At 58.5% G+C, this 26,430-nt stretch carries 24 protein-coding genes; 9 read left to right on the top strand and 15 right to left on the bottom strand.

What is annotated here, in order from left to right; translation table 11 throughout:
* Positions 1 to 79: 79 nt before the first annotated feature.
* Positions 80 to 727 carry a peptide-methionine (S)-S-oxide reductase MsrA gene (msrA, locus tag POR16_RS23470; protein WP_024670425.1) on the top strand — a complete coding sequence of 216 codons (648 nt, stop codon included), beginning with the start codon at positions 80 to 82 and terminating at the stop codon, positions 725 to 727.
* A 259-nt stretch (positions 728 to 986) separates the two neighbouring features.
* Here msrA and POR16_RS23480 read toward each other — a convergent pair whose 3' ends face one another.
* Positions 987 to 1,823, bottom strand: coding sequence for a 23S rRNA (adenine(2030)-N(6))-methyltransferase RlmJ (locus POR16_RS23480; RefSeq protein WP_005896317.1), 837 nt, complete (start codon positions 1,821 to 1,823; stop codon positions 987 to 989).
* A 378-nt stretch (positions 1,824 to 2,201) separates the two neighbouring features.
* Between POR16_RS23480 and POR16_RS23485 the strand changes: the two genes are divergently transcribed.
* Both POR16_RS23485 and POR16_RS23490 read left to right on the top strand, forming a co-directional pair.
* The gene (locus POR16_RS23485; RefSeq protein ID WP_005896314.1) at positions 2,202 to 2,432 is read left to right on the top strand and encodes a DUF6124 family protein; all 231 of its coding nucleotides are present in this window, start codon (positions 2,202 to 2,204) and stop codon (positions 2,430 to 2,432) included.
* A gap of 122 nt (positions 2,433 to 2,554) precedes the next feature.
* Positions 2,555 to 2,821, top strand: a complete 267-nt coding sequence (locus tag POR16_RS23490) for a hypothetical protein (protein ID WP_005896312.1) — start codon at positions 2,555 to 2,557, stop codon at positions 2,819 to 2,821.
* A 194-nt stretch (positions 2,822 to 3,015) separates the two neighbouring features.
* Here POR16_RS23490 and gbcB read toward each other — a convergent pair whose 3' ends face one another.
* Entirely contained in the window at positions 3,016 to 4,116 is a 1,101-nt protein-coding gene (gene gbcB / locus POR16_RS23495; RefSeq protein WP_005896307.1) for a glycine-betaine demethylase subunit GbcB, read from the bottom strand.
* Between the two features lie 308 nt (positions 4,117 to 4,424).
* Between gbcB and gbcA the strand changes: the two genes are divergently transcribed.
* Together gbcA and POR16_RS23505 are read left to right on the top strand one after the other, a co-directional pair.
* On the top strand, positions 4,425 to 5,723 hold the full coding sequence (gene gbcA, locus POR16_RS23500; protein ID WP_005896305.1) for a glycine-betaine demethylase subunit GbcA: 1,299 nt from the start codon (positions 4,425 to 4,427) through the stop codon (positions 5,721 to 5,723).
* A gap of 220 nt (positions 5,724 to 5,943) precedes the next feature.
* Positions 5,944 to 7,677, top strand: coding sequence for a glycosyl hydrolase family 18 protein (locus POR16_RS23505; RefSeq protein WP_005896303.1), 1,734 nt, complete (start codon positions 5,944 to 5,946; stop codon positions 7,675 to 7,677).
* A 786-nt stretch (positions 7,678 to 8,463) separates the two neighbouring features.
* Here the strand turns inward: POR16_RS23505 and etfB are convergent.
* The 6 genes from etfB to POR16_RS23535 all read right to left on the bottom strand — a co-directional run bounded on the left by etfB (position 8,464) and on the right by POR16_RS23535 (position 16,171).
* Positions 8,464 to 9,270, bottom strand: coding sequence for an electron transfer flavoprotein subunit beta (gene etfB, locus POR16_RS23510; protein WP_005896301.1), 807 nt, complete (start codon positions 9,268 to 9,270; stop codon positions 8,464 to 8,466).
* Positions 9,260 to 10,480 carry an electron transfer flavoprotein subunit alpha gene (gene etfA / locus POR16_RS23515; RefSeq protein ID WP_005896299.1) on the bottom strand — a complete coding sequence of 407 codons (1,221 nt, stop codon included), beginning with the start codon at positions 10,478 to 10,480 and terminating at the stop codon, positions 9,260 to 9,262. The genes etfB and etfA overlap by 11 nt, the downstream gene beginning before the upstream one ends.
* Complete coding sequence (gene dgcB / locus POR16_RS23520) at positions 10,480 to 12,441, bottom strand: dimethylglycine demethylation protein DgcB (protein ID WP_005896297.1); 1,962 nt, start codon at positions 12,439 to 12,441, stop codon at positions 10,480 to 10,482. Before dgcB ends, etfA begins: the two co-directional genes overlap by 1 nt.
* A 61-nt stretch (positions 12,442 to 12,502) precedes the next feature.
* On the bottom strand, positions 12,503 to 14,563 hold the full coding sequence (gene dgcA, locus POR16_RS23525) for a dimethylglycine demethylation protein DgcA (RefSeq protein ID WP_005896295.1): 2,061 nt from the start codon (positions 14,561 to 14,563) through the stop codon (positions 12,503 to 12,505).
* Between the two features lie 15 nt (positions 14,564 to 14,578).
* Positions 14,579 to 15,109, bottom strand: a complete 531-nt coding sequence (locus POR16_RS23530) for a DUF5943 domain-containing protein (protein WP_005896293.1) — start codon at positions 15,107 to 15,109, stop codon at positions 14,579 to 14,581.
* Between the two features lie 84 nt (positions 15,110 to 15,193).
* Positions 15,194 to 16,171, bottom strand: a complete 978-nt coding sequence (locus POR16_RS23535) for a dipeptidase (protein ID WP_005896291.1) — start codon at positions 16,169 to 16,171, stop codon at positions 15,194 to 15,196.
* A 228-nt stretch (positions 16,172 to 16,399) separates the two neighbouring features.
* Between POR16_RS23535 and POR16_RS23540 the strand changes: the two genes are divergently transcribed.
* Entirely contained in the window at positions 16,400 to 16,810 is a 411-nt protein-coding gene (locus POR16_RS23540; RefSeq protein ID WP_005896289.1) for a lysozyme inhibitor LprI family protein, read from the top strand.
* A gap of 56 nt (positions 16,811 to 16,866) precedes the next feature.
* Entirely contained in the window at positions 16,867 to 17,286 is a 420-nt protein-coding gene (locus POR16_RS23545) for a DUF3010 family protein (protein WP_005896287.1), read from the top strand.
* 235 nt (positions 17,287 to 17,521) lie between these two features.
* Here POR16_RS23545 and fba read toward each other — a convergent pair whose 3' ends face one another.
* The 7 genes from fba to tkt form a co-directional block, all read right to left on the bottom strand.
* Positions 17,522 to 18,586, bottom strand: coding sequence for a class II fructose-bisphosphate aldolase (fba, locus tag POR16_RS23550; protein WP_003372623.1), 1,065 nt, complete (start codon positions 18,584 to 18,586; stop codon positions 17,522 to 17,524).
* 112 nt (positions 18,587 to 18,698) lie between these two features.
* Entirely contained in the window at positions 18,699 to 19,025 is a 327-nt protein-coding gene (locus tag POR16_RS23555; protein ID WP_005896284.1) for an MliC family protein, read from the bottom strand.
* 34 nt (positions 19,026 to 19,059) lie between these two features.
* Positions 19,060 to 19,257 (bottom strand): hypothetical protein, encoded by a 198-nt coding sequence (locus POR16_RS23560; RefSeq protein ID WP_005896282.1) that lies wholly within the window; start codon positions 19,255 to 19,257, stop codon positions 19,060 to 19,062.
* Between the two features lie 86 nt (positions 19,258 to 19,343).
* Positions 19,344 to 19,577 carry a putative periplasmic lipoprotein gene (locus POR16_RS23565; RefSeq protein WP_005896280.1) on the bottom strand — a complete coding sequence of 78 codons (234 nt, stop codon included), beginning with the start codon at positions 19,575 to 19,577 and terminating at the stop codon, positions 19,344 to 19,346.
* Between the two features lie 27 nt (positions 19,578 to 19,604).
* A complete protein-coding gene (locus tag POR16_RS23570; protein ID WP_005896277.1) occupies positions 19,605 to 20,768 on the bottom strand; it encodes a phosphoglycerate kinase in 1,164 nt (387 codons plus the stop codon).
* A gap of 21 nt (positions 20,769 to 20,789) precedes the next feature.
* Positions 20,790 to 21,833, bottom strand: coding sequence for an erythrose-4-phosphate dehydrogenase (gene epd / locus POR16_RS23575; protein WP_005896275.1), 1,044 nt, complete (start codon positions 21,831 to 21,833; stop codon positions 20,790 to 20,792).
* A gap of 91 nt (positions 21,834 to 21,924) precedes the next feature.
* Positions 21,925 to 23,922: a transketolase gene (gene tkt, locus POR16_RS23580; protein ID WP_005896273.1), complete on the bottom strand. Its 1,998-nt coding sequence runs from the start codon at positions 23,920 to 23,922 to the stop codon at positions 21,925 to 21,927.
* Between the two features lie 259 nt (positions 23,923 to 24,181).
* Here tkt and POR16_RS23585 point away from each other — a divergent pair, with 259 nt between their 5' ends.
* Positions 24,182 to 25,177 (top strand): ArsR/SmtB family transcription factor, encoded by a 996-nt coding sequence (locus POR16_RS23585; RefSeq protein WP_005896270.1) that lies wholly within the window; start codon positions 24,182 to 24,184, stop codon positions 25,175 to 25,177.
* Between the two features lie 20 nt (positions 25,178 to 25,197).
* The gene (gene metK, locus POR16_RS23590) at positions 25,198 to 26,388 is read left to right on the top strand and encodes a methionine adenosyltransferase (RefSeq protein WP_005896268.1); all 1,191 of its coding nucleotides are present in this window, start codon (positions 25,198 to 25,200) and stop codon (positions 26,386 to 26,388) included.
* Positions 26,389 to 26,430 lie beyond the last annotated feature (42 nt).

Here is a 26,430-nt window from a genome sequence, read left to right on the forward strand (position 1 = left end):
CTGCGTGTAACGGGACCTATGTCATTGTATTAACCCGTCCTGTTACCTGCTGCCGTCTCACAACGAGAGGATATGGTTCATGACTCTGCGCTCGGAAATTCTTGTGAACAAAAACGTATTGCCTACCGCCGAACAAGCTCTCCCAGGTCGTGAAACACCGATGGCGCTTCCGGAAGATCACTTCGTCAACGGTAACCCGCTGCTGGGGCCATTCTCGAGCAACGTAGAATTCGCTATTTTCGGCATGGGCTGCTTCTGGGGTGCAGAACGTCGCCTGTGGCAACAGGAAGGTGTTGTCAGCACCGTTGTCGGTTACGCGGGTGGGTTCACGCCTAACCCGACCTACGAAGAAGTCTGCTCAGGCCTGACCGGGCACACCGAAGTGGTACTAGTCGTTTACGAGCCTGAGAAGATCAGCTACGAATCGTTGCTCAAGGTGTTCTGGGAAGCCCATAACCCGACTCAGGGCATGCGTCAGGGCAATGACATCGGCACGCAGTACCGTTCGGTCATCTATTGCACGCGGCCTGAACAGCTCGCCGCAGCCAAAGCCAGCGCCGAAGCGTTTCAGGCGGAACTGAGCAAGGCAGGTCTGGGCGGGATCACCACTGAAATCGAAGAAGCGCCGACAGTGTACTTCGCCGAGGCGTATCACCAGCAGTACCTGGCCAAGAACACGCAAGGCTATTGCGGCCTGGGCGGCACAGGGGTTTGTCTGCCTGCCTGAGGGACCGACGGGGGCTCAAACCTCCGTCATCCTGCGTCCTGCCTGACGCCTGCAGTGGGGCTTGTTACGCAAAGCGTCACGAAAGGCATCCCCGCGCTGGAGCGTGAGGAACGATAGGCCCCGGGCTACTTCTGAGGCTATCCCTACACGATGAGCTTCCAAACCGACCTCTATCGTGCCCATGCTCCGCGTGGGTATGCAGGCCTGGAAGCTTTGCGTCCGCCCTTGACCGCGCAACCCTGCGCGAACTTACGCTCGCTTACTCGGCGATCAACCAGTCCATCTTCCAGCCGCCCTGAGTCTGGCCCAGTTTGTCGGCCAGGTAAGGCATCAGTTCGCGCAGCTCTTCTTCAAGGCCCCACGGCGGGTTGGCGATAGCCAGACCTGAACCGTTGAGACTCGCCGGGGTGTCCAGCGGATGGACATACAGCTCGACGCGCAGCAACTTGGGCGCGCCGGTTTCTGCCAGGTCCTGATAGAAACGTCGCAGCAGGCGCGGGTCTTTGATCGGGTACCAGATGGCGGCGACCGTCTGGCGCATGCGCCCGATGGTTTCCTTGAGCGCCACTGCGCAACGTTTCATTTCATCCAGTTGCTCGAACGGCGGGTCGATCAGCATCACGGCACGCTTTTCAGCGACGGGCAGCAGTGCGCGTGGCACGTGCCAGCCCTCTCCCAGATGCACCGCGACGCGGCGGTCGCCCTTCATGTTTTCCTTGAGCAGGCGCCCGTCTTCAGGGTGTTTTTCATTGAGCAACACCCGCTCGCGCTCGCGAGTCAGGCGGCGGGCCAGCTCCGGCGAGCCGGGGTAGTATCGCAACTCGCCATCAGGGTTCATGTCATGCAGCACTTGCAGGTAATCAGCCGTCAGCGCTGGCAAGTCCGGGGTATCCCACAGACGACCAATGCCTTCGAGCCACTCGCCGGTGCGAGAGGCCTGATCACCTTTTAGGTCGTACAGCCCGAGCCCGGCATGGGTGTCGAGATAGGCGAACGGCTGCTCCTTGCGCGCCATGAGGGCGATCAGGCGAGTCAGAGTAAGGTGTTTGAACACGTCGGCGTGGTTGCCGGCGTGGTAGGCGTGACGGTAATTCATGGCAGCTCCTGGCAGGCCGCGCAGTTTAGCAAACCTGAGCCGCGAACAAGAATTTGTAACGAATTTGCGGGACTCGTCTGTATCACTTGAAGGAAATTTCCGAGAAACTCCCAGCCCCTTGTGCCTGCCCATTTCGATCACTACTCTGCGCCCGTCGCTGCATATCAGCGATGAGGATTAGTAGCCCTCGGTGTGATTAGGCGCAATGCGCCACCTTGTGCAAGGCGCTTGTTTACGGGCTGCATCTTTATGGTGGCCGTGCGTGGGGCGTCTCCGGATGCACCGGTTCCTAATCACCGGGCTACTACCTGCGTGCGGCCGCCACCTTCGATTAGTAGCCGAAGTGACGACCTACTGATTATTGATTAGGAGTCTCACATGCTAAAAATCGTCCCCGACCCGCCCTTCTTCAGCGCCCGCCCAAAGGTCAGCCACGAAGATGCCCTTCTATATGCCAGTGACCTGCTGCGCTGCGCCGCAACCAGCGCCTACGAATTCAGCGACAGCATGAGCGGCGCACAGCGAGACATGACGCTCACGATCATGCACCTGGTGGACATGGCAAAGGTCATGGTCGACAACACGATAGAAAACCTGCAAACCGAATGACCACAATCTGAACTGAAAACGACGCACCTGTAGTCAATCCTGCCATCCGCACCCTGCAAGGGTTGCTCGCAGCCAGCTGTCCTACCAGAATCGGAAACAGCCCGATCAAAGGAACAGACGCCATGATGCACGCGGACTTGATAGACCAGGAAGACCTGCTCGGCCAGCTGAGAGCATTAGGATTCGAAACGCCCAGCGGCGCCACGGCCGAACAAGCCTGCGCACACGCCGTATGCGGCCTCAACGCAGAACGCGCGAAGGCCCTTCGACGTCTGATAGAGCAACTCCTGACCGGCAGCGCAACCCTCCTCCCCGCCGTCCGCCAGGCCATCGACCAGCAGTTGCTGCCTGCGCTGGCGGCTTATAAGCAGAGCCACAGTGGATCATGAGCTCGTTGATTACGAGCTGATCAATAAGATCGTGATCTTGATTCAGCATGAGTCGGGGCTTGTTGAGAAGGCACTCGAGCGTTTCAGTCTGATTACCGATGATTCGTGTCAACGGCTGAGATAAAAAGCCATTGCCCCTGTTAGCGTCGCGGCGAAAACTTGTGACGCTTTGCGTCACATAGTTTCAGGCGTGCTCAATACTCAATCCGCACATCACCCTTCGGCACGCTGCAGCAGGACAGGATGTAGCCCTCTGCAACATCTTCATCGGTAATGCCGCCGTTGTGTTCCATCTCCACTTCGCCACTTGTTTTCATGACCTTGCACGTTCCGCAGATGCCCATGCCGCAGGCCTTGGGGATCATCAGGCCGAGTTTGGCTGCGGCTGCGTGTACGGTTTCTCCCGGTCCAACGCGGATGCTTTTACCGGTCTCGGTGAACTCGACCTGGTGCAGGTCAGCCGCGTCGATATCGGGCGCGTCGGCGGCGATTTCTGCCTGTTCGACGGCATCGGCACGGGCTTCGGCGGGTGTCGCGCCGAAGGATTCTTCATGGTATTGCGCCATGTTGAAGCCATTTTCCAGCAACAGGCGCTTGACCGCTGTCATGTAGGGCGTCGGCCCGCAGCAGAACACTTCGCGCTCCATGAAGTCCGGCGCCATCAGTTCAAGCATTTTCTGATTCAGGTAACCGCGATAGCCCGCCCACGGATCGCCCAGCCCGTGCTTTTCGCAGACCAGATGCAGGCTGAAGTTGTCGATCCGCGACGCCATGTGCTCCAGCTCGCGATGGTAGATGATGTCCTTGGGCGAGCGGGCGCTGTGCACGAACACCATGTCGACGTTGGCGTTGGTGTCATAGAACCAGCGTGCCATCGACATGACCGGCGTAATGCCCACACCGCCACTGAGGTAGAGGATTTTCGGGTTCGGGAAATCGATGGCATTGAACAACCCGACCGGGCCATGCACTGCCAGCTCCTGCCCTTCGCTCAACGTGTCGTGCAGGTAATTGGAAACCCTGCCACCAGGCACGCGCTTGACGGTAATCGAAAAGCTGTAGGGCACCGAGGGAGAACTTGAGATGGTGTACGAGCGCATGATCGGCAGACCGTCGATCTCCAGCTCCAGGGTCACGAATTGCCCAGGCTTGAAAAAGAACATGATCGGCTGATCGGCCATGAAGCAGAAAGTGCGAACGTCCCAGGTTTCCTGGATGACTTTGACGACTCGTACCAGGTGGCGCCCGTTGGCCCATGTCTGGGTGGTAACCGGGCTCAGGAAACTTTGGGACATACGTGATCTCCACGGCCGACTGTCGGCCTCTCATAGTGCGGATTCTGCGTAACGCGCGAGACGACCATTTACCTATCAACGACATTCACGTACTTACCGCGACCAGCCCCGGTGTACAAGGGCTGTCGCGTCGGGAACGGATGCGGCCATGTCGCCCATGGATATGGTTCGCCAAGCGCCCCGCTCCACACTCGCCAACAGGGATTATCGGCATGAACGACTGATTTATTGTCTTGCGTGCAACGCGCCCACAACCGTATCAGCCACATTCGCAGGCCGCCCATGACGCGGTCATGAGGGATTTAACGATGGACGTCACCGCAACCTTGAGCCTGGGCGATCCGCTGGAACCTGCACGCAAGGCCACTGCCGAGATGCTGCAGAATCGCGAGCGCACTTACTCGCTGCCGCAGCCTTTCTACAGTGATGAAAGGCTGTTTGAAATCGATATGCAGGAAATCTTTCATAAAGAGTGGCTGATCGCAGGGATGACCTGCGAAATCCCGACCAAGGGCAACTACCTGACATTGCAGATCGGCAAGAACCCGATCCTCGTGGTGCGCGGCCCGGACGGCGCGGTCAACGCGTTTCATAACGTGTGTCGCCATCGCGGCTCGCGCCTGTGTACCGCCGAAAAAGGCAAGGTCGCCAAGCTGGTTTGCCACTACCATCAATGGACCTACGAGCTGGACGGACGCCTGCTTTATGCTGGCACCGAAATGGGCGACGACTTCGACATGAAGCAGTTCGGCCTCAAGCCCGTCCATGTGAAGACCGCAGGCGGTTACATTTTCATCAGTCTGGCGGAGAATCCGCCGGCCATTGACGAGTTCCTGTCGACCCTGCGCCACTACATGGAACCCTACGACATGGAAAACACCAAGGTGGCGGTGCAGACCACCTTGATGGAAAAAGCCAACTGGAAGCTGGTTCTGGAGAACAACCGCGAGTGCTATCACTGCAGCGGCTCTCATCCCGAGCTGCTGAAAACCCTGCTGGAATGGGACGACGTCACAGACCCGCGTGCAGATCAGGCGTTCAAGGACCATGTCGCCGCATCCGCCGCTGCCTGGGATGCAGAGAAGATCCCCTACGCTCACGCCAGCTTCGGGCTGCGCAACCGCATAGTGCGCATGCCGTTGCTCAAGGGCACTGTCTCGATGACTCTGGACGGCAAGGTCGGCTGCAAGAAACTGATGGGCCGCATCCAGAACCCGGAACTGGGCTCGATGCGCATCCTGCACCTGCCGCACTCCTGGAATCACTGCATGGGCGATCACATCATCGTGTTCACCGTGTGGCCCATCAGCGCACAGGAAACCATGGTCAGCACCAAGTGGATTGTCCACAAGGATGCGGTCGAGGGTGTGGATTACGACGTGGAGCGCATGCGCCAGGTCTGGGACGCCACCAATGATCAGGACCGTCGCCTGGCCGAAGAGAACCAGCGTGGCATCAATTCCTCCGCCTACCAGCCAGGCCCTTACTCGAAAACCTACGAGTTCGGCGTGGTCAATTTCGTAGACTGGTACAGCTCGCGCATGCTGGAAAACCTCGGGGCCGAGCCAGCAGCGTATTTGAAAGGTGTGGCGGTAAATCACGAATAGGGCGTTAACCCCGCTGACGCGGCGCTTTAATTCATCGATGCCAGTGCAAACTCACTTCACTCCTGAAGTGGGTTTGCCAACCCCTCAGGCCCCCCTCTCAAGTCGGCAATCCTCGGCACAACTGCCCTTGCGTCGATACCGTCATTTCTGACAGTTACGTGAAAAACCCCTTCGTGGTCCACTCCAGTTGAAGTCAATCCAACGGACGGAGACACGGACCATGCTCAACCCGAAAATCGTCAATCAATATAAAAATACAAAAACCGACGCAGCCTCGGCCATGACGGATATACGAGGAAAAAATATCCTCATGGGTTTCTGGCATAACTGGCCTTCCGAACCCGGTCAGGGGTACAAGCAGGGCCTTTTCAAAGAGATGCAACTGACAGATATCCCCGAGGCTTATAACGTCGTGGCAGTGGCCTTCATGAAGGGTGCCGGCATTCCTACCTTCAAGCCTTATAACCTCAGTGATGACGAGTTTCGCGCCCAAGTGGCAACACTGAATGCGCAAGGCCGTGCGGTACTGATTTCACTGGGTGGAGCGGATGCTCATATCGAGCTGCATGCAGGCCAGGAGCAGGCGCTGGTCTATGAAATCATTCGGCTGGTTGAAATCTATGGTTTTGACGGGCTGGATATTGATCTTGAGCAGGCCGCCATTACATTCGCAGATAACCGTACCGTATTACCGGCGGCGCTGCGGCTGGTGCGTAAACATTACGAGGCAGAAGGAAAGCACTTCATTATTAGTATGGCGCCGGAGTTTCCATACCTGAGAGCAGCGGGTTCCTACCTCGCCTACATCAACGCCCTGGAAGACCTGTACGACTTTATCGCGCCTCAGTACTACAACCAGGGCGGCGATGGCATATGGGTCGATGAGTTGAACCTATGGGTTACTCAAAACAACGACACTCAAAAGAAAGCATTTCTTTATTACCTGACCGATAGCCTGATCCACGGCACACGAGGTTACGCATCAATTCCGGCAGACAGGCTGGTGATCGGGCTGCCCAGCAATAATGATGGTGCCGCTACTGGTTATGCGGTTGACCCACAGGACGTCAAAGGCGCACTGCAGGAACTGGCAGACGCTGGCAGCCCGATTCGCGGCCTGATGACATGGTCGGTCAACTGGGATGCCGGTAAGGACAAGCACGGCAAGGAATACGATTGGGAGTTCGTGAAACGCTATGGTTATCTCACCAGTGGTGAGACGCCTGTGCCAGGGAAACCGTCAATACCTGCTGACCTTACATTGTCGGGGCAGACAGAGAACTCGGTAACACTGATATGGCGGCTCTCTGAAGGTGCACACCCGGTGCGCATCTATAATTTGTTCCGGGACGGCAGACCTGTAGGTACTACAACGGCGCCGCCTTTTATCGATACAGCTGTTTCGCCTGGCGCTATATACGACTATCGGATCAGCGCAACTGACATTGAAGGGAACACGTCGGACTTGTCCCAAGTGCTGAAGGTATACATGTTTCACGAACAACCGCCATCAACACCTGGCAATTTTAGAGAGGTCGAAGTTACCTCAAGCAGTGTCACGCTCGCCTGGAAAGCCTCTACCGGACCTCATCTCATCGCCTATTATCGGGTTTTCCGAAATCGCAATCAGGAATTCAGGGTTTACCCGCCAGATACCCATTATACCGACACCGGACTGACGCCCAATACAGCCATTAGTTACAGCATCGGAGCCCGGGATGTAGAGGGCGGTTTATCCAGAGAAAGCGAACCTCTGCACGTCAGTACCACACCTGAGGACGGCAACGGTATTGAAGACTGGAAAGCAGGTGTCGCCTACGCGCTGAATCAAGAAGTGAACCATCACAGTTTTACGTATAAGTGCCGTCAGCCCCATACCTCAATCCCACAGTGGGCACCCGATATTCCTGGCTCGGAATCTTTGTGGCTGCTGCTGGGGCCAGCAGGTCTATAGAACGATAGCTTACTCGGCGCCTGCACGCGCCATCACCGCGGAGCGGGCTCCGCTCCGCGGTGACCAAAAGCCCGCCCGAATGAGCAAGCCGTTTATCCACAGATGGCGCGGTCGTCAGGTAACAAACACTCAGTCGACAACGAACTTGTAAAATTCTGCACTAATCAAGAATAGCCCAACACCGCTGTGTGTTTTTTGATCAGAGGACCGATACCCGCGTACCTGAAGGGCTGCAGCCAAGCGCCAACAACTTATCCACAGAAGCGCCAACAGACTCTGGGCATAACCTTGATTAAATAGCACCGACCTTGTGGAAAACTTCGCTACCGTTGAATCAGATACGGCATTCACATCTCGTGTATTAATCCGAGCGTGATTGATTATTTTTTATACAAAGCTCTGGAGAGCCCGAATTCAGAGGCTAGCAGACATTCACGAACAACTTATCCACAGAGACGCCAACAGAGATTGTGCACAACAGGCAGGTTCGGCTAGCAGCTTCATGATGTTGTACACAGGCAGCGTCAGTGAAACCAAAGCTTTAATTGATCATTTTTCAAACACTTACCTGCAAGCCCCGCGTTACAAGTGCTTCAGCAATCTGCAAACACTTTACCCACAGGCGCACACACAGGGATTGTGTGTAAGTACGTGCACGAGGATGCTGCAGGGCAAACTTGGCAGTTTTGCCAGTATCTGGACGACAGCTACCCGCCCAGAATTTCTTTCAGGACTTTGCGTCGTATCAAGTTCTGTACTGATCTCAACCACCAGAGGTGGCCAGTTTTATCTCACAACCCCCTCGTCCACCAACAGCTTCAGGATTGCGGCGGCTCCCTCCTCAGGGGTCACGCCTTTCAACACTTGCCCGCCGCCGCCACTGGCCTTGGCGGTGGCAGCCTTCATGCGCTCTGCGCCGCTCTTGGCCTTGATCACTTTCAGACGTTTGGGTCGCGGTTTGGCAGATTGCAAGGATTGGGCTGTGAATAACTCATCGGCGACTGCTGCAACTTCGTCGATATCAAACACACCGCGTTGTGCAGGCCCATAGGCGCTCTGCCGGGGGCTGGGGGCTGAGTTATCCACAGTGGCGACGAATGGCAGGCGTAGTTTCAGGCGACGGCGCTGGCCGCGAGGCAAAGCCTGAAGGACAAATGCGGTGCCGCCCTGCAGCGACTCAATGTCCACCAACCCTGTTACCAGTGGCCATCCAAGATGCTCAGCCAGCAGAAACGGCAACATGCCCGAACCCTCGCCTGTTTCAGCCTGACTGCCGGTCAACACGATCTGTGCAGCAGAGTCACTAATATGAGCGGCCAACGCTGGCATCGCATCCGCACCTTGCGGCTGCTCCAGAACGTGCAGCTCATTCAAGCCCATCCCCAGATAGGCTCGCAAGACAGGCTCCTGGGGATCGCCGGCATGCAACACCTGCAAGTTATCCCCAGCCAGTTGCAAACCAAGCTCCACTGCTCGCGCGTCCTGATCGGCACGGCGTGCACGGCCTGAGGTCGGGTGAGCACCTACGGAAACAAGGCTGATAATGTGCAGGGCAGGCTTATCCACAGATGCTTTTTGTTTATCAAGCCGCATCACGCTTCTCCCCGTTGCGCCAGGCGTCGACCGCTGCGATCAACGCCGTAAGGATCTCTGCGCTCTCACCGATTATCGAAAGATCAGCGCGCTTGATCATGTCGCAGCCCGCATCCAGGTTGATCGCAATCACCTTGTCGCAGGCGCCGATACCTTGCAGGTGCTGAATTGCGCCAGAGATACCCACAGCCATATAAACCCGCGCCGTGACCCAGGTTCCACTGGCACCCACCTGACGCTCGCGCCCCATGAAGCCATCGTCCACCGCCACCCGTGAAGCACCTTCAGTTGCGCCCAGAGCCGCAGCGGCACGATGGAAAAGATCCCAATCCTGGACGCCATTGCCGCCAGACAAAATGAATTCGGCTTCAGCCATGGGGATAACTGCAGGATCGACGGCAACGGCCCCCAGGTCCTCTATGCGCGAAAGACTGCGCGCCACACCTGTGGATAATTCGACAGGCGATGCTTCGTGTCGAGTTTCGCTGACAGGCTCGGCGCATTCGGCCGTGGCCAGAATCAAGCGCGGCACAGCGCGAACCAGATCTTCACGCCCTGCCCCTGCGCGACTTATGCACTGGCCATCCTTGACCTGCCACACCCGCGTCGCAGGGCGCTCGCCGAGGCTGGCTGCGAAGCGCCGTCCGAGTTCGCCTCCACCCGTACGGCTGTCAGGGAATAACCAATGATGGGGGCTCAACTGGTTATCCACAGCACGCAGTCCGTGCAAGCGCTGCTCAGGGGAATAACCGCTGAACTTATTACCCTCAAGCATCAAGACACGGTCCACGCCCGCGGTATGAAACGCAGTCTCTTTATGCTCACCAAACACCACCGCCAGTACCGCGCCTTCGGCACCTGCCAGCTGACGCGCAAGCCCTAGCAGGTCTCGATCATGGCTGCTCAAGCGACCGCCCACCATGTCAGGAACAACGTTGATATAGAACGCTGGCGCAGCGACCACATGCAGCGGCAGCTGGACGTCGGACGCCATCGAGCGCTTGCTCGTGCCGCCCTGCTGCGCGCCACTACGATCGATACGCTTGATGCCATTGGGGCCGATAAAACCCAAACCATGCACGTTCTTGCGCATCAGACCGTTGGGTCCCATCCAGCTGCTTTGTGCAGGCTGCATGGCCGCATGCAGCGGGTGCAGGCGGTTGCGGGCGATCCATTCGGCACGAGGATCGCGGCGGATAATGTCGCTCATCAATGCACCTCCGCAGGTTCACGTTTCGCGGGAACAGCCGGGCTGGGGATAACTTCTTCGATCAGCGCATCAGCCACCAGCTCGGCGATGTCCTTGATCAACGGTCGAGGTTCGACAACGCCTTCGAGCATGGCCGTGCATTGTGGACAACCTACTGCGACGACTTCAGCCGCAGTTTCGCGGATGTCGTCCATGCGCATGTCGGGAATCCGCTGTTTGCCTGGGATGTCGGTAATAGGCGCGCCGCCACCGCCACCGCAGCAGCGAGAACGAAAGCCGGAACGCTGCATCTCTCTGACCTCGATACCCAGCGCACGCAGCACTTCACGCGGCGCCTCGTATTCGCCGTTATAGCGGCCCAGATAACACGGGTCGTGATACGTGACGCTGGCGCCTTTGTGCTGATTCAGATTCAGTGCGCCGCTCTGTACCAGTTCGGCCATGAACGTGCTGTGGTGCTGCACCTGGTAGTCGCCGCCAAACGCGCCGTATTCGTTTTTCAGTACATGAAAACTGTGCGGGTCGCAGGTGACGATGCGTTTGAAGCTGTAGCTGGCCAGGGTCTGAATGTTGCGGCGGGCAAGCATCTGAAAAGTCGCCTCATCGCCCAGACGCCGTGCCACGTCCCCGCTATCGCGCTCTTCAAGGCCCAGCACGGCGAAATCCACCTTGGCAGCTTTGAGAACTTTGACAAAAGCACGCAGCGTGCGTTGATTGCGCATGTCGAACGCGCCATCGCCAACCCAGAACAACACGTCCACGGTCTTTCTGTCGCTGAGCAGGTTCAGGTTCAGATCCGCCGCCCAGTTCATACGCCCGCCCGGTGCGAAACCGCCGGGGTTATCGGTGGCGATCAGGTTATCCAGTACTTCGGCGCCCTTGTTCGGGGTTGCGCCTTTTTCGAGGGTCAGGTAACGGCGCATGTCGACGATGGCATCAACATGCTCGATCATCATCGGGCACTCTTCGACACATGCGCGGCAGGTCGTGCAGGACCACAGCGTCTCGGCATCCACCAGCCCGTTGACGATAGGCTGATGCGGGTTGCCACCATGTTTACCGAGCGGCTTGCCATGGCCATCCAGCGATGGGTACGGGCTACCGGCGAATTTTGCGTCGGTGCCGCCGGCAAGGCCGACGACCATGTCTTGAATCAGTTTCTTGGGGTTCAGCGGCTGGCCTGCAGCAAACGCCGGGCACGCTGCTTCACATTTGCCGCACTGCACACAGGCGTCAAAGCCCAACAGCTGATTCCAGGTGAAGTCTTCGGGCTTCTCGACGCCCAGCGGCGCAGTACGATCGTTCAGGTCGAGCGGTTTCAGACCGGTGGAGCGTCCGCCGCCGAAACGCTCAGGGCGGCGATGCCAGGCCAAGTGCAGGGCTCCGGCGAAGGCGTGCTTCATCGGCCCGCCCCAGGTCATGCCGAAAAAAAGTTCGCTCACGCCCCACAACACGCCCAGTCCGAGAATCACGACCAGCACCCAGCCGCCGAAATGCTCGGGAAGAATGCCTGCCACTGGCAGAGTGACCAGAAAGAAGCTTGCAGAGAACGCCATCAAGCTTTTCGGCAGTCGCATCCACGGCCCTTTCGACAGGCGCGCAGGCGGGTTGAGGCGACGGCGATAGACAAACACTGCGCCGACAAACATCACCGCCGTCATCAACAACAGCGCGTAACCGAGCACACGGTTATGCAGGCCGAAACCATGCACCAAAATAGCCAGCACAATGGATGCGACCGCCCCGCCCGCCGTGGCCACGTGGGTATTGGCGATGTACTTGTCGCGCGCGACTACGTGGTGCAAGTCCACCATGTAGCGCTTGGGCATGGCCAGTAACCCGCCAAGCACGTCGACTTTCGAAGATCGTCCATTGCGCCACATGCCGGCCCTGCGCAAGGCGCCCAGTACCGCGAGGGCCAGAGCGCTGAACAGCAGGATGGGAAGAAGAATGTCTAGCATCTAAAGCTCCAAGGACCAGGCGATCTTGCAGGTCTGCGGCCAGAACCAAAGACAGACGGCTTCAGAAATCCTTGCACAGCCGCAGGCCGTCATAGATCGCCGCATGTGTGTTGCGCTGCGCTACACAGTCGCCGATACGGAACAGCAGGTAACCATCACCCGGCTCGCTCAACGAAGGTTGTGGCTGAATGGCGAACAGCGCGTCGATATCAATCTGGCCCTTGTTGCGCGAGCCTTCCTTGAGCGCGTAATAGATCGCTTCGTCCGGACGCACGCCGTTCTCCACAACCACCTGATCGACAACTCGCTCTTCCTTGGCGCCGGTGTATTCGTTTTCCAGCACGGCAACCAGCTTGTCGCCCTCGCGGTAGACCTTTTCCAGCATCATGTCGCCGGTCATGATCACTTCCTTGGGGTACATGCTGCGGTAGTAGGTCGGGAACGACGTACCACCGATCGCCACACCTGGCTTGATGTCATCGGTAACGATCTCGACCTGGCAGCCCTTGTCGGCCAGGAAGTCAGCCACCGACATGCCGGTGAACTCGCAGATGGTGTCGTAGACCAGTACGTTCTTGCCTGGCGCGACCTTGCCGTCCAGCACGTCCCAGCTGCTGACTATCAGGCCCTCGGCAGCGCCCCAGTGTTCGTTCTGCTCCACAAAAGGGTGACCGCCCACCGCCAGCACCACGATGTCCGGGCGCAGGTCGAGGATGGTTGCCGCATCGGCCGCAGTACCAAGACGCAGGTCCACTTTCAGGCGCGCCAGCTCCAGCTGAAACCAGCGCGTGATACCGGCGATCTGATCACGTTGCGGTGCCTTGGATGCAGTGGTGATCTGCCCGCCGATGAAGTCCTTCTTCTCGAACAGCGTCACGTCATGGCCGCGCTCGGCGGATACCCGCGCCGCTTCCATCCCGGCCGGACCGGCACCGACTACCACGACCTTGCGCTTCGGCCCGGTGGATTTTTCGATAATGTGCGGCACGCCCATGTATTCGCGGGACGTGGCGGCGTTCTGGATACAGAGCACATCGAGGCCCTGATACTGGCGGTCGATGCAATAGTTGGCGCCCACGCACTGTTTGATCTGGTCGATCTGCCCCATCTTGATCTTGGCGATCAGGTGCGGGTCGGCGATGTGCGCGCGGGTCATGCCGACCATGTCGACATAGCCACCTTCCAGAATCCTCGTCGCCTGATTCGGGTCCTTGATGTTTTGCGCGTGCAGGACAGGGGCCTTGACCACTTCCTTGATCCCGGCCGCCAGATGCAGGAATGGCTCAGGCGGGTAACTCATGTTCGGAATGACGTTGGCCAGTGTGTTGTGGGTGTCGCACCCCGAGCCCACTACACCTATGAAATCGATCATGCCGGTGTCGTCGTAATATTTGGCGATCTGTTTCATGTCTTCATGGCTCAGGCCATCGGGGTGAAACTCGTCGCCGCAGAGGCGCAGCCCGACGCAAAAGTCGGGGCCGACTTCCTTGCGCACTGCCTTGATGACCTCCAGGCCGAAGCGCATGCGGTTCTCGAAACTGCCGCCCCATTCATCGGTACGCTTGTTGACGCGCGGGCTCCAGAACTGATCGATCATGTGCTGGTGTACGGCTGACAGCTCGACACCGTCGAGCCCGCCGGCCTTGGCGCGGGCCGCAGCGCTGGCGTAGTTGCCGATCACCCGCCAGATTTCTTCTGGCTCGATGGTCTTGCAGGTCGCCCGGTGTACAGGCTCACGGATGCCCGAGGGCGACAGCAGGGTCGGCCAGTGATCACCGTCCCAGCGCGAGCGTCGGCCCATGTGGGTAATCTGGATCATGATCTTGGCGCCGTGCTTGTGCATGGCGTCGGCGAGGTTCTGGAAGTGCGGGATGATCCTGTCGGTCGCCAGATTGACCGACTTCCACCAGCCCTGCGGGCTGTCGATGGCTACGCTGGACGAGCCGCCGCAAATCGCCAGACCAATGCCGCCCTTGGCCTTTTCTTCGTAGTACTTCACGTAGCGGTCTGTGGTCATCCCGCCATCAGTGGCATAGACCTCGGCGTGCGCGGTGCTGAGCACACGGTTGCGGATCGTCAGTTTGCCGATCTGGATCGGCTGGAACATCGCTTCGAAAGCCATAACCCGATCCTCGATTTACAGCGGCTTGACGACAAACAGCCCGTCGTCGTGACCATCTTCGGAGCCGCCGTACACCTGCTCGGCAACGGTACGGATCGAACTGCCACTGGCGGCGAGAATCTGGTCCATCGCACCGGCGAACCAGCCGGTGAACATGTAATCGACCTTGCGCCCGACCTTGCCATAGACGTAAACGAAGCAGGAGTGCTCAAGCTTGACGCTGGCTGTGCCTTTCTCGATATCGATGTCTTCAATACTGAACAGGCCCCAGCCACGCTGTGACAGGCGCTTCATGTAGTGTTCGAACACCGCAACGCCTTGCAGACCGTGGCATTCAGCCTCTTTCTCACACCAGTGCCAAGCGGATTTGTAACCGGCCTTGTAGAGAATATCGGCGTAGGCATCAGCGCCCAGTACTTCCTCGATCCCCATGTGGTTGTTGACGAAAAAGTGCCGGGGCACGTAGAGCATCGGCAACGCATCGGAGGTCCAGACGCCTGTTTCGCTGTCGACTTCGATGGGCAGTTGCGGGGCGATTTTAGCCATGGGGGACAAACTCCAGATGATTCGGGTTACACCCACCGCCGTCAGGGCCGCGGGCGTTCAATTCAATAAGGTATGGCTGGCGGGTTACTCGCCCCAGACATCGGCCAGAACGTTGACCCAGTTCTCACCCATGATCTTGCGCACCACGCGCTCGGAATGGCCGCGCTTGAGCAAGGTCTCGGTCAGGTTGGGAAACTCGCCCACGGTACGAATGCCCAGCGGGTTGATGATCTTGCCGAAGCTGGTCAGGCGGCGGGCATAGCCCTTGTCGTGGGTCAGGTACTCAAAAAAGTCCTGACCGTGCCCCTGGGTGAAGTCGGTGCCGATACCGATGGCGTCTTCGCCCACGATGTTCATCACGTATTCGATGGCTTCGGCATAATCGTCGATGGTCGACTCGATGCCCTTGGCCAGAAACGGCGCGAACATGGTCACGCCGACAAAGCCGCCGTGGTCGGCGATGAACTTCAGCTCGGCATCGGATTTGTTGCGCGGGTGTTCCTTGAGGCCGGAAGGCAGGCAATGGGAGTAGCACACCGGTTTTTTGGATTCGAGAATGACCTCTTCCGAGGTTTTCGAGCCGACGTGAGACAGGTCGCACATCACCCCGACGCGGTTCATTTCGGTGACGATTTCACGCCCGAAACCCGACAGCCCGCCGTCACGCTCGTAGCAACCGGTGCCGACCAGGTTCTGCGTGTTGTAGCACATCTGTACGATACCGACGCCGAGCTGCTTGAAGATCTCGACGTAACCGATCTGGTCCTCGTAGGCATGCGCGTTCTGGAAACCGAAAAGGATGCCGGTCTTGCCCAGTTCCTTGGCCTTGCGAATGTCGGCGGTGGTGTGCACGGGCATCACCAGGTCGCTGTTCTCGCGCATCAGCTTCTGGCTGGTGCAGATACTGTTGATGGTGGCCTGAAAGCCTTCCCATACCGACACCGTGCAATTGGCCATGGTCAGGCCGCCCTTGCGCATGTCTTCAAACAGCTCGCGATTCCACTTGGCGATGATCAGCCCGTCAATGACGATGCTGTCGGCGTGCAGTTCGGCTGGGCTCATCAGGCTGTCCCCTTTTTTGGTTCCGGCGCACCGAATCGGCTGTCGGCGCTAATGGGGTCAGCATATGCCGGAGGGTCCTGAGAGCCGGGTGCAAAAACGACAGGGGGTTTGCCGAAAGCGTCAAGATGCGACAAAGGGTGACAGCGTGTCGCCTGTCGGTGTTGCAAACCTGTTCATTGTCTCGCGCTTGAGACAGAATTCAGCGTATCAATGGATCGGAGCGACTCGATGAAAACGTTTTTGCTGACCCTGGCCCTTATGGCAACGGCTGTGACAGGCGTACAGGCTGCTCAGAACCCTGACGCCACGCCTTGCGACGGTGTCGACGATGACAAGCAGACACTGGAATGTTCGGCCTACAGCCGCACGACCGCCGAACAGTTGCTCAAGGAAAACTTCGACAACCTGCTCAAACGCGTTCAATCGCAGTTCGTCGCCAACAAGACGCAGTTCAACGATTTTACGAGCAAACTCAAGACCGCCCAGCAAGCCTGGGAGAAGCTGCGCGACGCCGACTGTGCCGTTGAAGTCTTCCCTTCTGCAGCAGGCAGCAAAGCCTTCAGTATTAGTGAGAACGACTGCATCGCGCGCATGAGCGACGAACGCTCGGAATATCTGGAGTCGATAGCTCAGGAATAACGTCTACGATGAGATAACCTGCGTCTTTTATATGAACGAGCTCATCAGGTTTTCTCATGATTATTTGCGGTGTAGAAATCAAAGGCAGCGAAGCCATTTTCGCGCTTGCCACACGGCAGAACAACGGCCTCGCCCATTTGCCGTTAGCCACGAAAAAAATTGCGCTGGAGGACGATGAGGAGCCCGCCAACGTCAAGGCTTTCGCTGCGCATCTGGCCAGCTTCGTGCGCGAGAACGGCGTCAGCCACATCGCCATCAAAAAGCGCAGCAAGAAAGGCGAATTCGCCGGCGGGCCGACCACGTTCAAGATTGAAACCATCTTTCAATTGATGGCCGATTGCAACGTAGCCCTGATCTCACCGCAAACCATCAACGCGCAGAACAAGAAACACACCTTCGCCCTGCCCGACACGCTGAACAAATACCAGCACGAGGCTTACAAGACGGCGTGTGCAGGACTGATGAAAAGCGTTTAAGCCCAACATCAAGAGCGGACGCAGAGCGTCTTGAACTGCATGCCCACGCGGAGCATGGGCACGATAGGTGTCTTCCACGGGGACGATAGCTGCTTTCCGGGCGCTCATCGTTCCTCACGCCCAGCGTGGGAATACCTTGCGTGACGCTCTGCGTCACATTCGCGCTGACGCAGCCAGTTTTGGCCAGACATAAAAAAACCCGCATTTCTGCGGGTTTCTTCAATGCTTGATCAACTTAGTTGACCTTGGCATCCAGCTCGCCACGGGCGTAGCGTTCGAACATGGCGTCCAGGGAGATCGGTTTGATCTTCGAGGCGTTGCCAGCGGTACCGAAAGCTTCGTAACGCGCGATACATACGTCGCGCATGGCGACTACGGTTTTGGCCAAGTACTTGCGCGGGTCGAACTCGCTCGGGTTTTTAGCCATGAATTCGCGGATGGCACCAGTAGAGGCCAGACGCAGGTCGGTATCGATGTTGACCTTGCGCACGCCGTGCTTGATGCCTTCAACGATTTCTTCGACCGGCACGCCGTAGGTTTCTTTGATGTCGCCGCCGAACTCGTTGATGATCTTCAGCCATTCCTGAGGAACCGACGAAGAACCGTGCATGACCAAGTGAGTGTTCGGGATGCGCTTGTGGATCTCTTTGATGCGCTCGATCGCCAGAATGTCACCGGTAGGCGGCTTGGTGAACTTGTAAGCGCCGTGGCTGGTGCCGATGGCAATGGCCAGGGCATCGACCTGAGTGCGCTTGACGAAGTCAGCCGCTTCTTCCGGGTCAGTCAGCATCTGGCTGTGATCCAGAACGCCTTCCGCGCCGACGCCATCTTCTTCACCGGCCATGCCGGTTTCAAGCGAACCCAGCACGCCTAGCTCACCTTCCACGGAAACACCGCAGGCATGAGCAAAGGACACCACGCGACGAGTGACGTCGACGTTGTAGTCGTAGTCAGCCGGGGACTTGCCGTCTTCGCGCAGCGAACCGTCCATCATCACCGAGCTGAAGCCCAGCTGGATCGAACGCTGGCAGATGTCAGGGCTGGTGCCGTGATCCTGGTGCATGACCACCGGGATGTGCGGAAACTCTTCGATTGCCGCGAGAATCAAGTGACGCAGAAACGGCGCACCTGCGTATTTGCGGGCACCAGCCGAGGCCTGAACGATCACCGGGGAGTCGGTCTTGTCGGCCGCTTCCATAATGGCGCGCATCTGTTCCAGGTTGTTTACGTTGAAAGCTGGAACGCCGTAGCCGAACTCGGCTGCGTGGTCCAACATCTGGCGCATGCTGATAAGTGCCATTGTCTGTCTCTCTCCCGGTAGGGTCGTTATCGTGCAAGCCTGCCGTAGTGGCGGCTGCTATTCAAGTTATAAGCATCGGCCACGAAAGCCATGCGTGTGTGCGTGATCCGACTTATCGGGCCTTGCAGCCGCGACCGATCAGATCGTTGGTAGCGTCCCAGTAAACCAGGCCTTCGCTACCCTTGTTGACGAATGCCAACACGTTGTTGCTATAAAGGGTGCCGCTGGCGGCACCGGGTTCGGCCTTGAGCCTGAACACCTGCTCGCTCTGGTTCAGGCGCACATCGACCTCCTTCTGGGACGAGTCGATGTAACGCCAGTGAACCTCAGCGTTACTGTCGCAGACCCAGCGATTCCACGGGTCATTCTGCTGCGGAGTGCCCATGCTCGAACAACCGCCGAGCACTGCCAAAGCCACGAGGGCAAACAAGCCTTTCATCACGTCTCCTGCCTGCCCCCGTCAAACCGCAATATCAAGGGCAGTTCTGTTCCTGTTTACTATCGTCGGCCGGTTCACCCGTGACGTGTGCTTCGACCCGCTGAGCGTTTTCGGTCGTAGGCACATTCACAGAGGCCGGGCTCAATACTTGACACGTCTTGGCATGCGAACCAGAACCGGTACAGCCAGCCAGTGCAACAACACTCATCAGAGCCAGGGCAGCGATCTTCATGGCGAAACTCCTTCCTCGGAAAAGACATCCACTCAATAAAGACCGCCGAGCCCCCTCAATGGTGCCGAGTGTTTTTCAGGCCCGGACTACAGGCAACCAATGCCGCCTGTCGCCTTGGGCATGAACTCGTACCGATCCCAGACCTCCTGACCGCCACGTTTGTAAATCACCGGCACTGTCTCGGCCTGCCAACCTGCCTGATAGCAGCTCAACTGGAGCGGTTGAGTCGGGGAGTCACCCTCCACTTCCTCAGCCACAGGTTTGCCGGCACAACCGGCCAGCAAACCCGCGACAAGAAACCACGGTAACGCCCTGACCATTGACCACTCCTTGTCCAAGGGCATCATTCAGGCCTTGGCACGTTGTTCGAGCATTTCGACCGCTGGCAGAACCTTGCCTTCCACGAATTCGAGGAACGCACCGCCGCCTGTCGAGATATAGGAAATCTGTTCTGCCACACCATACTTGTCGATGGCCGCCAGTGTGTCACCACCGCCTGCGATGGAGAACGCCTTGCTTTCGGCAATGGCCTTGGCGAGCGTCTTGGTGCCTTCGCCAAACTGGTCGAATTCAAACACGCCGACAGGGCCGTTCCACAGGATAGTCCCGGAAGATTTCAACAGTTCGGCGAAGTGCGCTGCAGTTTGTGGGCCGATGTCGAGAATCATGTCGTCATCGGCGACGTCGGCAATCAGCTTGACGGTTGCAGTCGCGCTTTCGGCGAACTCCTTGGCAACCACCACGTCAGTCGGCAAAGGCACGCTGACCTTGGCAGCGATGGCGCGAGCAGTGTCGAGCAGATCAGGTTCGTACAGCGATTTGCCAACCTTGTGACCGGCTGCGGCCAGAAAGGTATTGGCGATGCCACCGCCGACAATAAGCTGATCGCAGATCGCGCTCAGGCTATTGAGCACGTCCAGCTTGGTGGAAACCTTTGAGCCAGCCACGATGGCAGCCATTGGCTGTGCCGGAGCGCCCAGCGCCTTGCCCAGCGCTTCGAGCTCTGCCGCCAGCAACGGGCCTGCAGCTGCAACCTTGGCAAATTTGGCCACACCGTGGGTCGACCCCTCTGCGCGGTGAGCGGTGCCAAAGGCGTCCATCACGAACACGTCGCAGAGCGCTGCGTATTTCTGCGCCAGCTCATCGGCGTTCTTTTTCTCGCCCTTGTTGAAGCGAACGTTTTCGAACAGCACGACGTTGCCGGGCTTGACGTCAACGCCGTCCAGGTAATCAGCGATCAGCGGAACATCAAGACCCAACGCCTTGCTCAGGTAATCGGCAACCGGCTTGAGGCTGTTTTCGGCAGAAAACTCACCCTCGGTCGGACGACCCAGGTGCGAGCAGATCATGACCGCGGCACCTTTCTCCAGCGCCAGCTTGATGGTCGGCAGCGATGCGAGGATGCGTGCGTCACTGCTGACAACGCCGTCTTTGACCGGGACGTTGAGGTCTTCGCGGATCAGTACACGTTTACCCTGCAGATCGAGGTCGGTCATCTTCAACACGGTCATGAGCATTCCTGTTTTTTACTGTTATTGGTCAGCGACGCGCAGAAAGTGATCGGCGACGTCGAGCATTCGGTTTGCAAAACCCCATTCGTTATCGAACCAGGCCAGCACATTGACCAGCCGGGGACCGGAAACGCGGGTCTGACTCGCATCGACGATGGCCGAATGCGGGTCATGATTGAAATCGCAGCTGGCGTGCGGCAGCTCAGTGTAGGCCAGCAATCCCTTGAGCGGGCCGCTAGTGGCGGCCTCACGCAGAAGGCGGTTGATCTCCACGGCATCGGTGTCGCGCGACATCTGCAGCGTAATGTCCAGACACGACACATTGACGGTCGGCACACGAACAGCTTTGGCCTGAATTCGGCCGGCAAGTTCCGGAAGCAGCCGCTCGATTCCTCGCGCCAGACCGGTGGACACCGGAATGATCGACTGGAACGCCGAGCGTGTGCGGCGCAGATCCTCGTGGTGATAAGCATCGATCACCGGCTGATCATTCATCGCCGAATGAATCGTGGTGATGGTGATGTACTCGAGGCCAATCGCCTGATCCAGCAAACGCAGCAGAGGCACACTGCAGTTGGTGGTACACGACGCCGCAGAAACCAGCAGCTCGCGGCCGGTTAGCCGGTGCTGGTTGATGCCGAACACCACGGTGGCATCGACATCCCGCTCGCTGGCCATCGGCTGGGAAAACAGCACGCGCGGAGCACCGGCGTCCAGAAAACGCTGGCCGTCTTCACGAGTGTTGTAGACACCGGAACATTCGAGCACCAGATCGACCTCGAGACCGGCCCAGTCGACACCTTCCGGCGTAGGGCTGCGCGAGACCTTGATGCGGTGATCATTGATGTGCAGATATTGCCCTTCGACCCGCACTTCGCCGGGGAACCGGCCATGAGTCGAGTCAAAGCGCGTGAGGTATTCGAGACTGGCCATATCGGCCAGATCGTTGATGGCGACCACTTCAAACCCGGCCTTGGCCCCTCGCTCGCACAACGCGCGTACAACACAACGGCCAATACGGCCGTAACCGTTCAGAGCAACTTTGTAAGGGCGGGGCTGGGGCATGAAATTTTCGCCAGAGGAAGATAACGATGTGGGAGCGGACCGTCGCCCGGTCCGCTCCCACAAAATCAAACACAAACCATCAAGCAGGTGATCAGTCTTCCAGCAGCTCGTCAGCAATGCTCAGGACGTTTTCCAGCGTGAAACCGAACTCTTCGAACAGCAACGGCGCCGGGGCCGACTCGCCGAAGGTGGTCATGCCGATCACGCGACCTTCCAGGCCGACGTACTTGTACCAGTAATCTGCATGAGCAGCCTCGATGGCGATACGCGCGCTGACCTGAAGCGGCAGAACGGCTTGCTTGTAGCCTGCGTCCTGAGCTTCGAAGACGCTGGTGCACGGCATGGAGACCACACGCACGTTGCGGCCCTGAGCGGTCAGCTTGTCGTATGCCTCTACAGCCAGACCGACTTCCGAACCGGTAGCGATCAGGATCAGTTCAGGTTCCGCAGCACAGTCGCGCAGCACGTAGCCGCCACGGGTGATGGCATCCAGCTGCTTGTCGTCACGCGCCTGATGAGTCAGGTTCTGGCGAGAGAAGATAAGTGCCGAAGGACCGTCATTACGCTCCAGCGCATATTTCCAGGCCACTGCCGACTCAACGGCATCCGCCGGGCGCCAGGTGTCGAGGTTCGGCGTGGTGCGCAGGCTGGTCAATTGCTCGATCGGCTGGTGAGTCGGACCGTCTTCACCAAGACCGATGGAGTCGTGGGTAAATACGTAGATAACACGCTTCTTCATCAACGAGGCCATACGCACGGCATTGCGAGCGTATTCCATGAAGATCAGGAAGGTTGCGCCGTAAGGCACGAAGCCACCGTGCAAAGCTATACCGTTCATCATCGCGGCCATGCCGAACTCGCGAACGCCGTAATGCAAGTAGTTGCCGTTAGGGTCTTCGCCGGTGATGCTCTTGCAGCCCTTCCAGATGGTCAGGTTGGAGCCAGCCAGGTCGGCCGAACCGCCGAGAATCTCAGGCAGCAACGGGCCGAGAGCGCTCAGGGCGTTCTGGCTGGCCTTGCGGCTGGCGATGGTTTCGCCCTTGGCGTTGACTTCGGCAACATAGGCAGCCGATTTTTCCGCGAAGTCAGCAGGCAGTTCGCCACTCATGCGGCGGATAAAATCATTGGCCAGCTCTGGAAACTCGGCGGAGTACGCAGCAAAACGCTGGTCCCACTCGGCTTCGACTGCCAGGCCTTTTTCCTTGGCGTCCCATTCGGCGTAAATATCAGCCGGGATTTCGAAAGGACCGTGGGTCCATTTCAGCGCGGCACGGGTCAGGGCGATTTCGTCGGCACCCAGCGGCGCACCGTGGGACTCTTCCTTGCCCTGCTTGTTCGGCGAACCGAAACCGATGGTGGTCTTGCAGCAGATCAAGGTAGGTTGATCGCTCTTGCGAGCTGTGTCGATGGCCGTCTTGATTTCTTCAGGGTCATGACCATCGACGTTGCGAATGACCAGCCAGCCGTACGCCTCGAAGCGCTTCGGCGTGTCGTCGGTGAACCAGCCTTCGACTTCACCGTCGATGGAAATACCGTTGTCGTCGTAGAACGCGATCAGCTTGCTCAGTTGCAGCGTGCCGGCCAGCGAAGCGACCTCGTGCGATATACCCTCCATCATGCAGCCATCGCCCATGAACACGTAGGTATTGTGATCAACGATGGTATGACCTGGGCGGTTGAACTGCGCAGCGAGGGTTTTCTCGGCAGCAGCAAAGCCGACTGCGTTGGCGAAGCCCTGGCCCAGCGGACCGGTGGTGGTCTCAACGCCCGGGGTGTAGCCGAATTCCGGGTGGCCCGGGGTGCGGCTGTGCAGCTGGCGGAAGTTCTTGATGTCGTCGATGGACAGGTCATAGCCGGTCAGGTGCAGTAACGAATAGACCAGCATCGAACCATGACCGTTGGACATGATGAAGCGGTCACGGTCGGCGAACGACGGGTTTTTCGGGCTGTGCTTCAGGTAGTCACGCCACAGTACCTCGGCGATATCCGCCATGCCCATCGGGGCACCCGGATGGCCGCTGTTGGCTTTTTGCACGGCATCCATGCTTAAGGCACGAATAGCATTTGCACGCTCACGACGGCTTGGCATCGCTGATCTCCTGGGAATTGAGAAATAGGACTGGAAAAAAGGGGGTCATTTTCCCTCACGGACAGGCCGGGGGCAATCACAGATAGACGACCATAGGCTTTTTTCCTGAATAACGGACATTATTTAGCCGGTAAAGACTGGATCACCTGTGCGCATGACAAGTTCATGAAGGCTGACCAGCGCCATCCGCCGGGCAATATCAAAACTTTTTGATATTGCCCTTGCAGGGTCAGGAATCGCTCTCTAGACTGCGATGCCTATGAACCTGCGCGTACCAGCAATCCGCCACGACGCATGCGACGACCTCTCTGCCCTGTGCAAGGCCGGCGGCGATCCGTTACGGCTGAATGTATTACGCGCACTGACCAACGACTCGTTCGGTGTGCTCGAACTGGCGCAGATTTTCGCGATTGGCCAGTCAGGCATGAGCCACCACCTGAAGGTGCTGGCGCAGGCCGATCTGGTAGCGACCCGCCGCGAAGGCAACGCGATTTTCTATCGCCGTGCCCTGCCCCATACCGCATTGCCGGGCGGCAGGCTGCACGCGGCACTGCTTGAAGAGGTCGACACGCTGGATTTGCCAGATGATGTTCAGGGCCGCATCGGCCTGGTCCATCGGCAGCGCGCATTGGCCAGTCAGGACTTTTTTGCCCGGACTGCCGAAAAGTTTCGCGCCCAGCAGGATCTGATCGCCGGCCTCGCGCAGTACAGCGAAAGCCTGCTGACGCTGCTCGACAAACTGAGCTTCGGCACGCAGGCAACCGCGCTGGAAGTAGGCCCCGGTGACGGCGGCTTCCTGCCAGAACTGTCCCGGCGCTTCGGCCAGGTCATTGCAATGGACAACAGCCCGGTCATGCTCGACCTGGCACGTGGCGTCTGCGAGCGCCGCGCGCTGGCTAACGTTGAGCTGAGACTGGCCGATGCACTGACCGACAGTAAAGTCAGCGCAGACTGTGTCGTCCTCAACATGGTGCTGCATCACTTCGCTGCACCGGCAGACGCCTTGAGGCAACTGGCCGAACACGTAAAACCCGGCGGTAGCTTGCTGGTAACAGAATTGTGTAGTCATGACCAGAGCTGGGCCAGGGAGGCCTGTGGCGATCTCTGGTTAGGTTTCGAGCAGGAAGACCTGGCCCATTGGGCCATCGCTGCGGGGCTAGTTCCCGGGGAAAGCCTTTATGTAGGCTTACGTAATGGTTTCCAGATCCAGGTTCGCCATTTTCAGCGACCGGCTGGCGACACTCACCATCGGTAAAATGAAGGAAACCCGTAGAGATGAGCGAATACTCACTTTTCACCTCCGAGTCCGTGTCCGAAGGACATCCGGACAAGATCGCCGACCAGATTTCCGACGCGGTTCTGGACGCCATCATCGCTGAAGACAAATACGCCCGTGTGGCGTGCGAAACACTGGTCAAGACTGGTGTGGCGATCATCGCTGGCGAAGTGTCCACTTCGGCCTGGGTCGATCTGGAAGACATCGTGCGTAACGTCATCCTCGACATCGGCTACAACAGCTCCGACGTCGGTTTCGACGGCGCAACCTGCGGCGTGATGAACATCATCGGCAAGCAGTCGGTAGACATCGCCCAGGGCGTTGACCGCAGCAAGCCTGAAGATCAGGGCGCTGGCGACCAAGGCCTGATGTTCGGCTATGCCAGCAACGAAACCGACGTGCTGATGCCTGCACCGATCACCTTCTCGCACCAGTTGGTGCATCGTCAGGCCGAAGCCCGCAAGTCCGGCCTGCTGCCGTGGCTGCGCCCGGATGCCAAATCCCAGGTCACCTGCCGTTACGAGAATGGCAAAGTGGTCGGCGTCGACGCCATCGTGCTGTCGACCCAGCACAACCCGGACGTGTCCTACAAAGACCTGCGCGAAGGCGTGATGGAGCTGATCGTCAAGCACGTCATCCCTGCGCACCTGCTGCACAAGGACACCCAGTTCCACATCAACCCTACCGGCAACTTCATCATCGGTGGCCCGGTGGGTGACTGTGGCCTGACCGGCCGCAAGATCATCGTTGACACCTACGGCGGCATGGCCCGTCACGGTGGTGGTGCATTCTCCGGCAAAGACCCATCGAAGGTTGACCGTTCGGCTGCCTACGCCGGCCGCTACGTTGCCAAGAACATCGTTGCTGCTGGCCTGGCCGAGCGCTGCGAAATTCAGGTGTCCTACGCCATCGGCGTCGCCCAGCCTACGTCGATCTCGCTGAACACCTTCGGCACCGGCAAGCTGTCCGACGACAAGATCATCAAGCTGGTCCGCGACAACTTCGACCTGCGTCCATACGCCATCACCACCATGCTCGACCTGCTGCACCCGATGTACCAGGCCACTGCGGCCTACGGCCACTTCGGTCGTACCCCGGTCGAAATGACCGTTGGCGATGACACTTTTACCGCCTTCACCTGGGAAAAAACCGACCGCGCCGACGCTCTGCGCGCCGCTGCCGGTCTGTAAAAACCCGCAGAAAAGCCCCGGACGACCAAGTCGTTCGGGGCT

Origin of the sequence: Pseudomonas coronafaciens pv. oryzae str. 1_6 (genome assembly GCF_000156995.2) — a bacterium.
In the GTDB taxonomy this organism is placed as follows: domain Bacteria; phylum Pseudomonadota; class Gammaproteobacteria; order Pseudomonadales; family Pseudomonadaceae; genus Aquipseudomonas; species Aquipseudomonas tremae.

Bases quoted from the DNA above. Each gene is read 5' to 3' on its own strand.
- msrA (WP_024670425.1), top strand. From the start codon at position 80: ATGACTCTGCGCTCGGAAATTCTTGTGAACAAAAACGTATTGCCTACC.
- POR16_RS23480 (WP_005896317.1), bottom strand. From the start codon at position 1,823: ATGAATTACCGTCACGCCTACCACGCCGGCAACCACGCCGACGTGTTC.
- POR16_RS23485 (WP_005896314.1), top strand. From the start codon at position 2,202: ATGCTAAAAATCGTCCCCGACCCGCCCTTCTTCAGCGCCCGCCCAAAG.
- POR16_RS23490 (WP_005896312.1), top strand. From the start codon at position 2,555: ATGATGCACGCGGACTTGATAGACCAGGAAGACCTGCTCGGCCAGCTG.
- gbcB (WP_005896307.1), bottom strand. From the start codon at position 4,116: ATGTCCCAAAGTTTCCTGAGCCCGGTTACCACCCAGACATGGGCCAAC.
- gbcA (WP_005896305.1), top strand. From the start codon at position 4,425: ATGGACGTCACCGCAACCTTGAGCCTGGGCGATCCGCTGGAACCTGCA.
- POR16_RS23505 (WP_005896303.1), top strand. From the start codon at position 5,944: ATGCTCAACCCGAAAATCGTCAATCAATATAAAAATACAAAAACCGAC.
- etfB (WP_005896301.1), bottom strand. From the start codon at position 9,270: ATGCGGCTTGATAAACAAAAAGCATCTGTGGATAAGCCTGCCCTGCAC.
- etfA (WP_005896299.1), bottom strand. From the start codon at position 10,480: ATGAGCGACATTATCCGCCGCGATCCTCGTGCCGAATGGATCGCCCGC.
- dgcB (WP_005896297.1), bottom strand. From the start codon at position 12,441: ATGCTAGACATTCTTCTTCCCATCCTGCTGTTCAGCGCTCTGGCCCTC.
- dgcA (WP_005896295.1), bottom strand. From the start codon at position 14,563: ATGGCTTTCGAAGCGATGTTCCAGCCGATCCAGATCGGCAAACTGACG.
- POR16_RS23530 (WP_005896293.1), bottom strand. From the start codon at position 15,109: ATGGCTAAAATCGCCCCGCAACTGCCCATCGAAGTCGACAGCGAAACA.
- POR16_RS23535 (WP_005896291.1), bottom strand. From the start codon at position 16,171: ATGAGCCCAGCCGAACTGCACGCCGACAGCATCGTCATTGACGGGCTG.
- POR16_RS23540 (WP_005896289.1), top strand. From the start codon at position 16,400: ATGAAAACGTTTTTGCTGACCCTGGCCCTTATGGCAACGGCTGTGACA.
- POR16_RS23545 (WP_005896287.1), top strand. From the start codon at position 16,867: ATGATTATTTGCGGTGTAGAAATCAAAGGCAGCGAAGCCATTTTCGCG.
- fba (WP_003372623.1), bottom strand. From the start codon at position 18,586: ATGGCACTTATCAGCATGCGCCAGATGTTGGACCACGCAGCCGAGTTC.
- POR16_RS23555 (WP_005896284.1), bottom strand. From the start codon at position 19,025: ATGAAAGGCTTGTTTGCCCTCGTGGCTTTGGCAGTGCTCGGCGGTTGT.
- POR16_RS23560 (WP_005896282.1), bottom strand. From the start codon at position 19,257: ATGAAGATCGCTGCCCTGGCTCTGATGAGTGTTGTTGCACTGGCTGGC.
- POR16_RS23565 (WP_005896280.1), bottom strand. From the start codon at position 19,577: ATGGTCAGGGCGTTACCGTGGTTTCTTGTCGCGGGTTTGCTGGCCGGT.
- POR16_RS23570 (WP_005896277.1), bottom strand. From the start codon at position 20,768: ATGACCGTGTTGAAGATGACCGACCTCGATCTGCAGGGTAAACGTGTA.
- epd (WP_005896275.1), bottom strand. From the start codon at position 21,833: ATGCCCCAGCCCCGCCCTTACAAAGTTGCTCTGAACGGTTACGGCCGT.
- tkt (WP_005896273.1), bottom strand. From the start codon at position 23,922: ATGCCAAGCCGTCGTGAGCGTGCAAATGCTATTCGTGCCTTAAGCATG.
- POR16_RS23585 (WP_005896270.1), top strand. From the start codon at position 24,182: ATGAACCTGCGCGTACCAGCAATCCGCCACGACGCATGCGACGACCTC.
- metK (WP_005896268.1), top strand. From the start codon at position 25,198: ATGAGCGAATACTCACTTTTCACCTCCGAGTCCGTGTCCGAAGGACAT.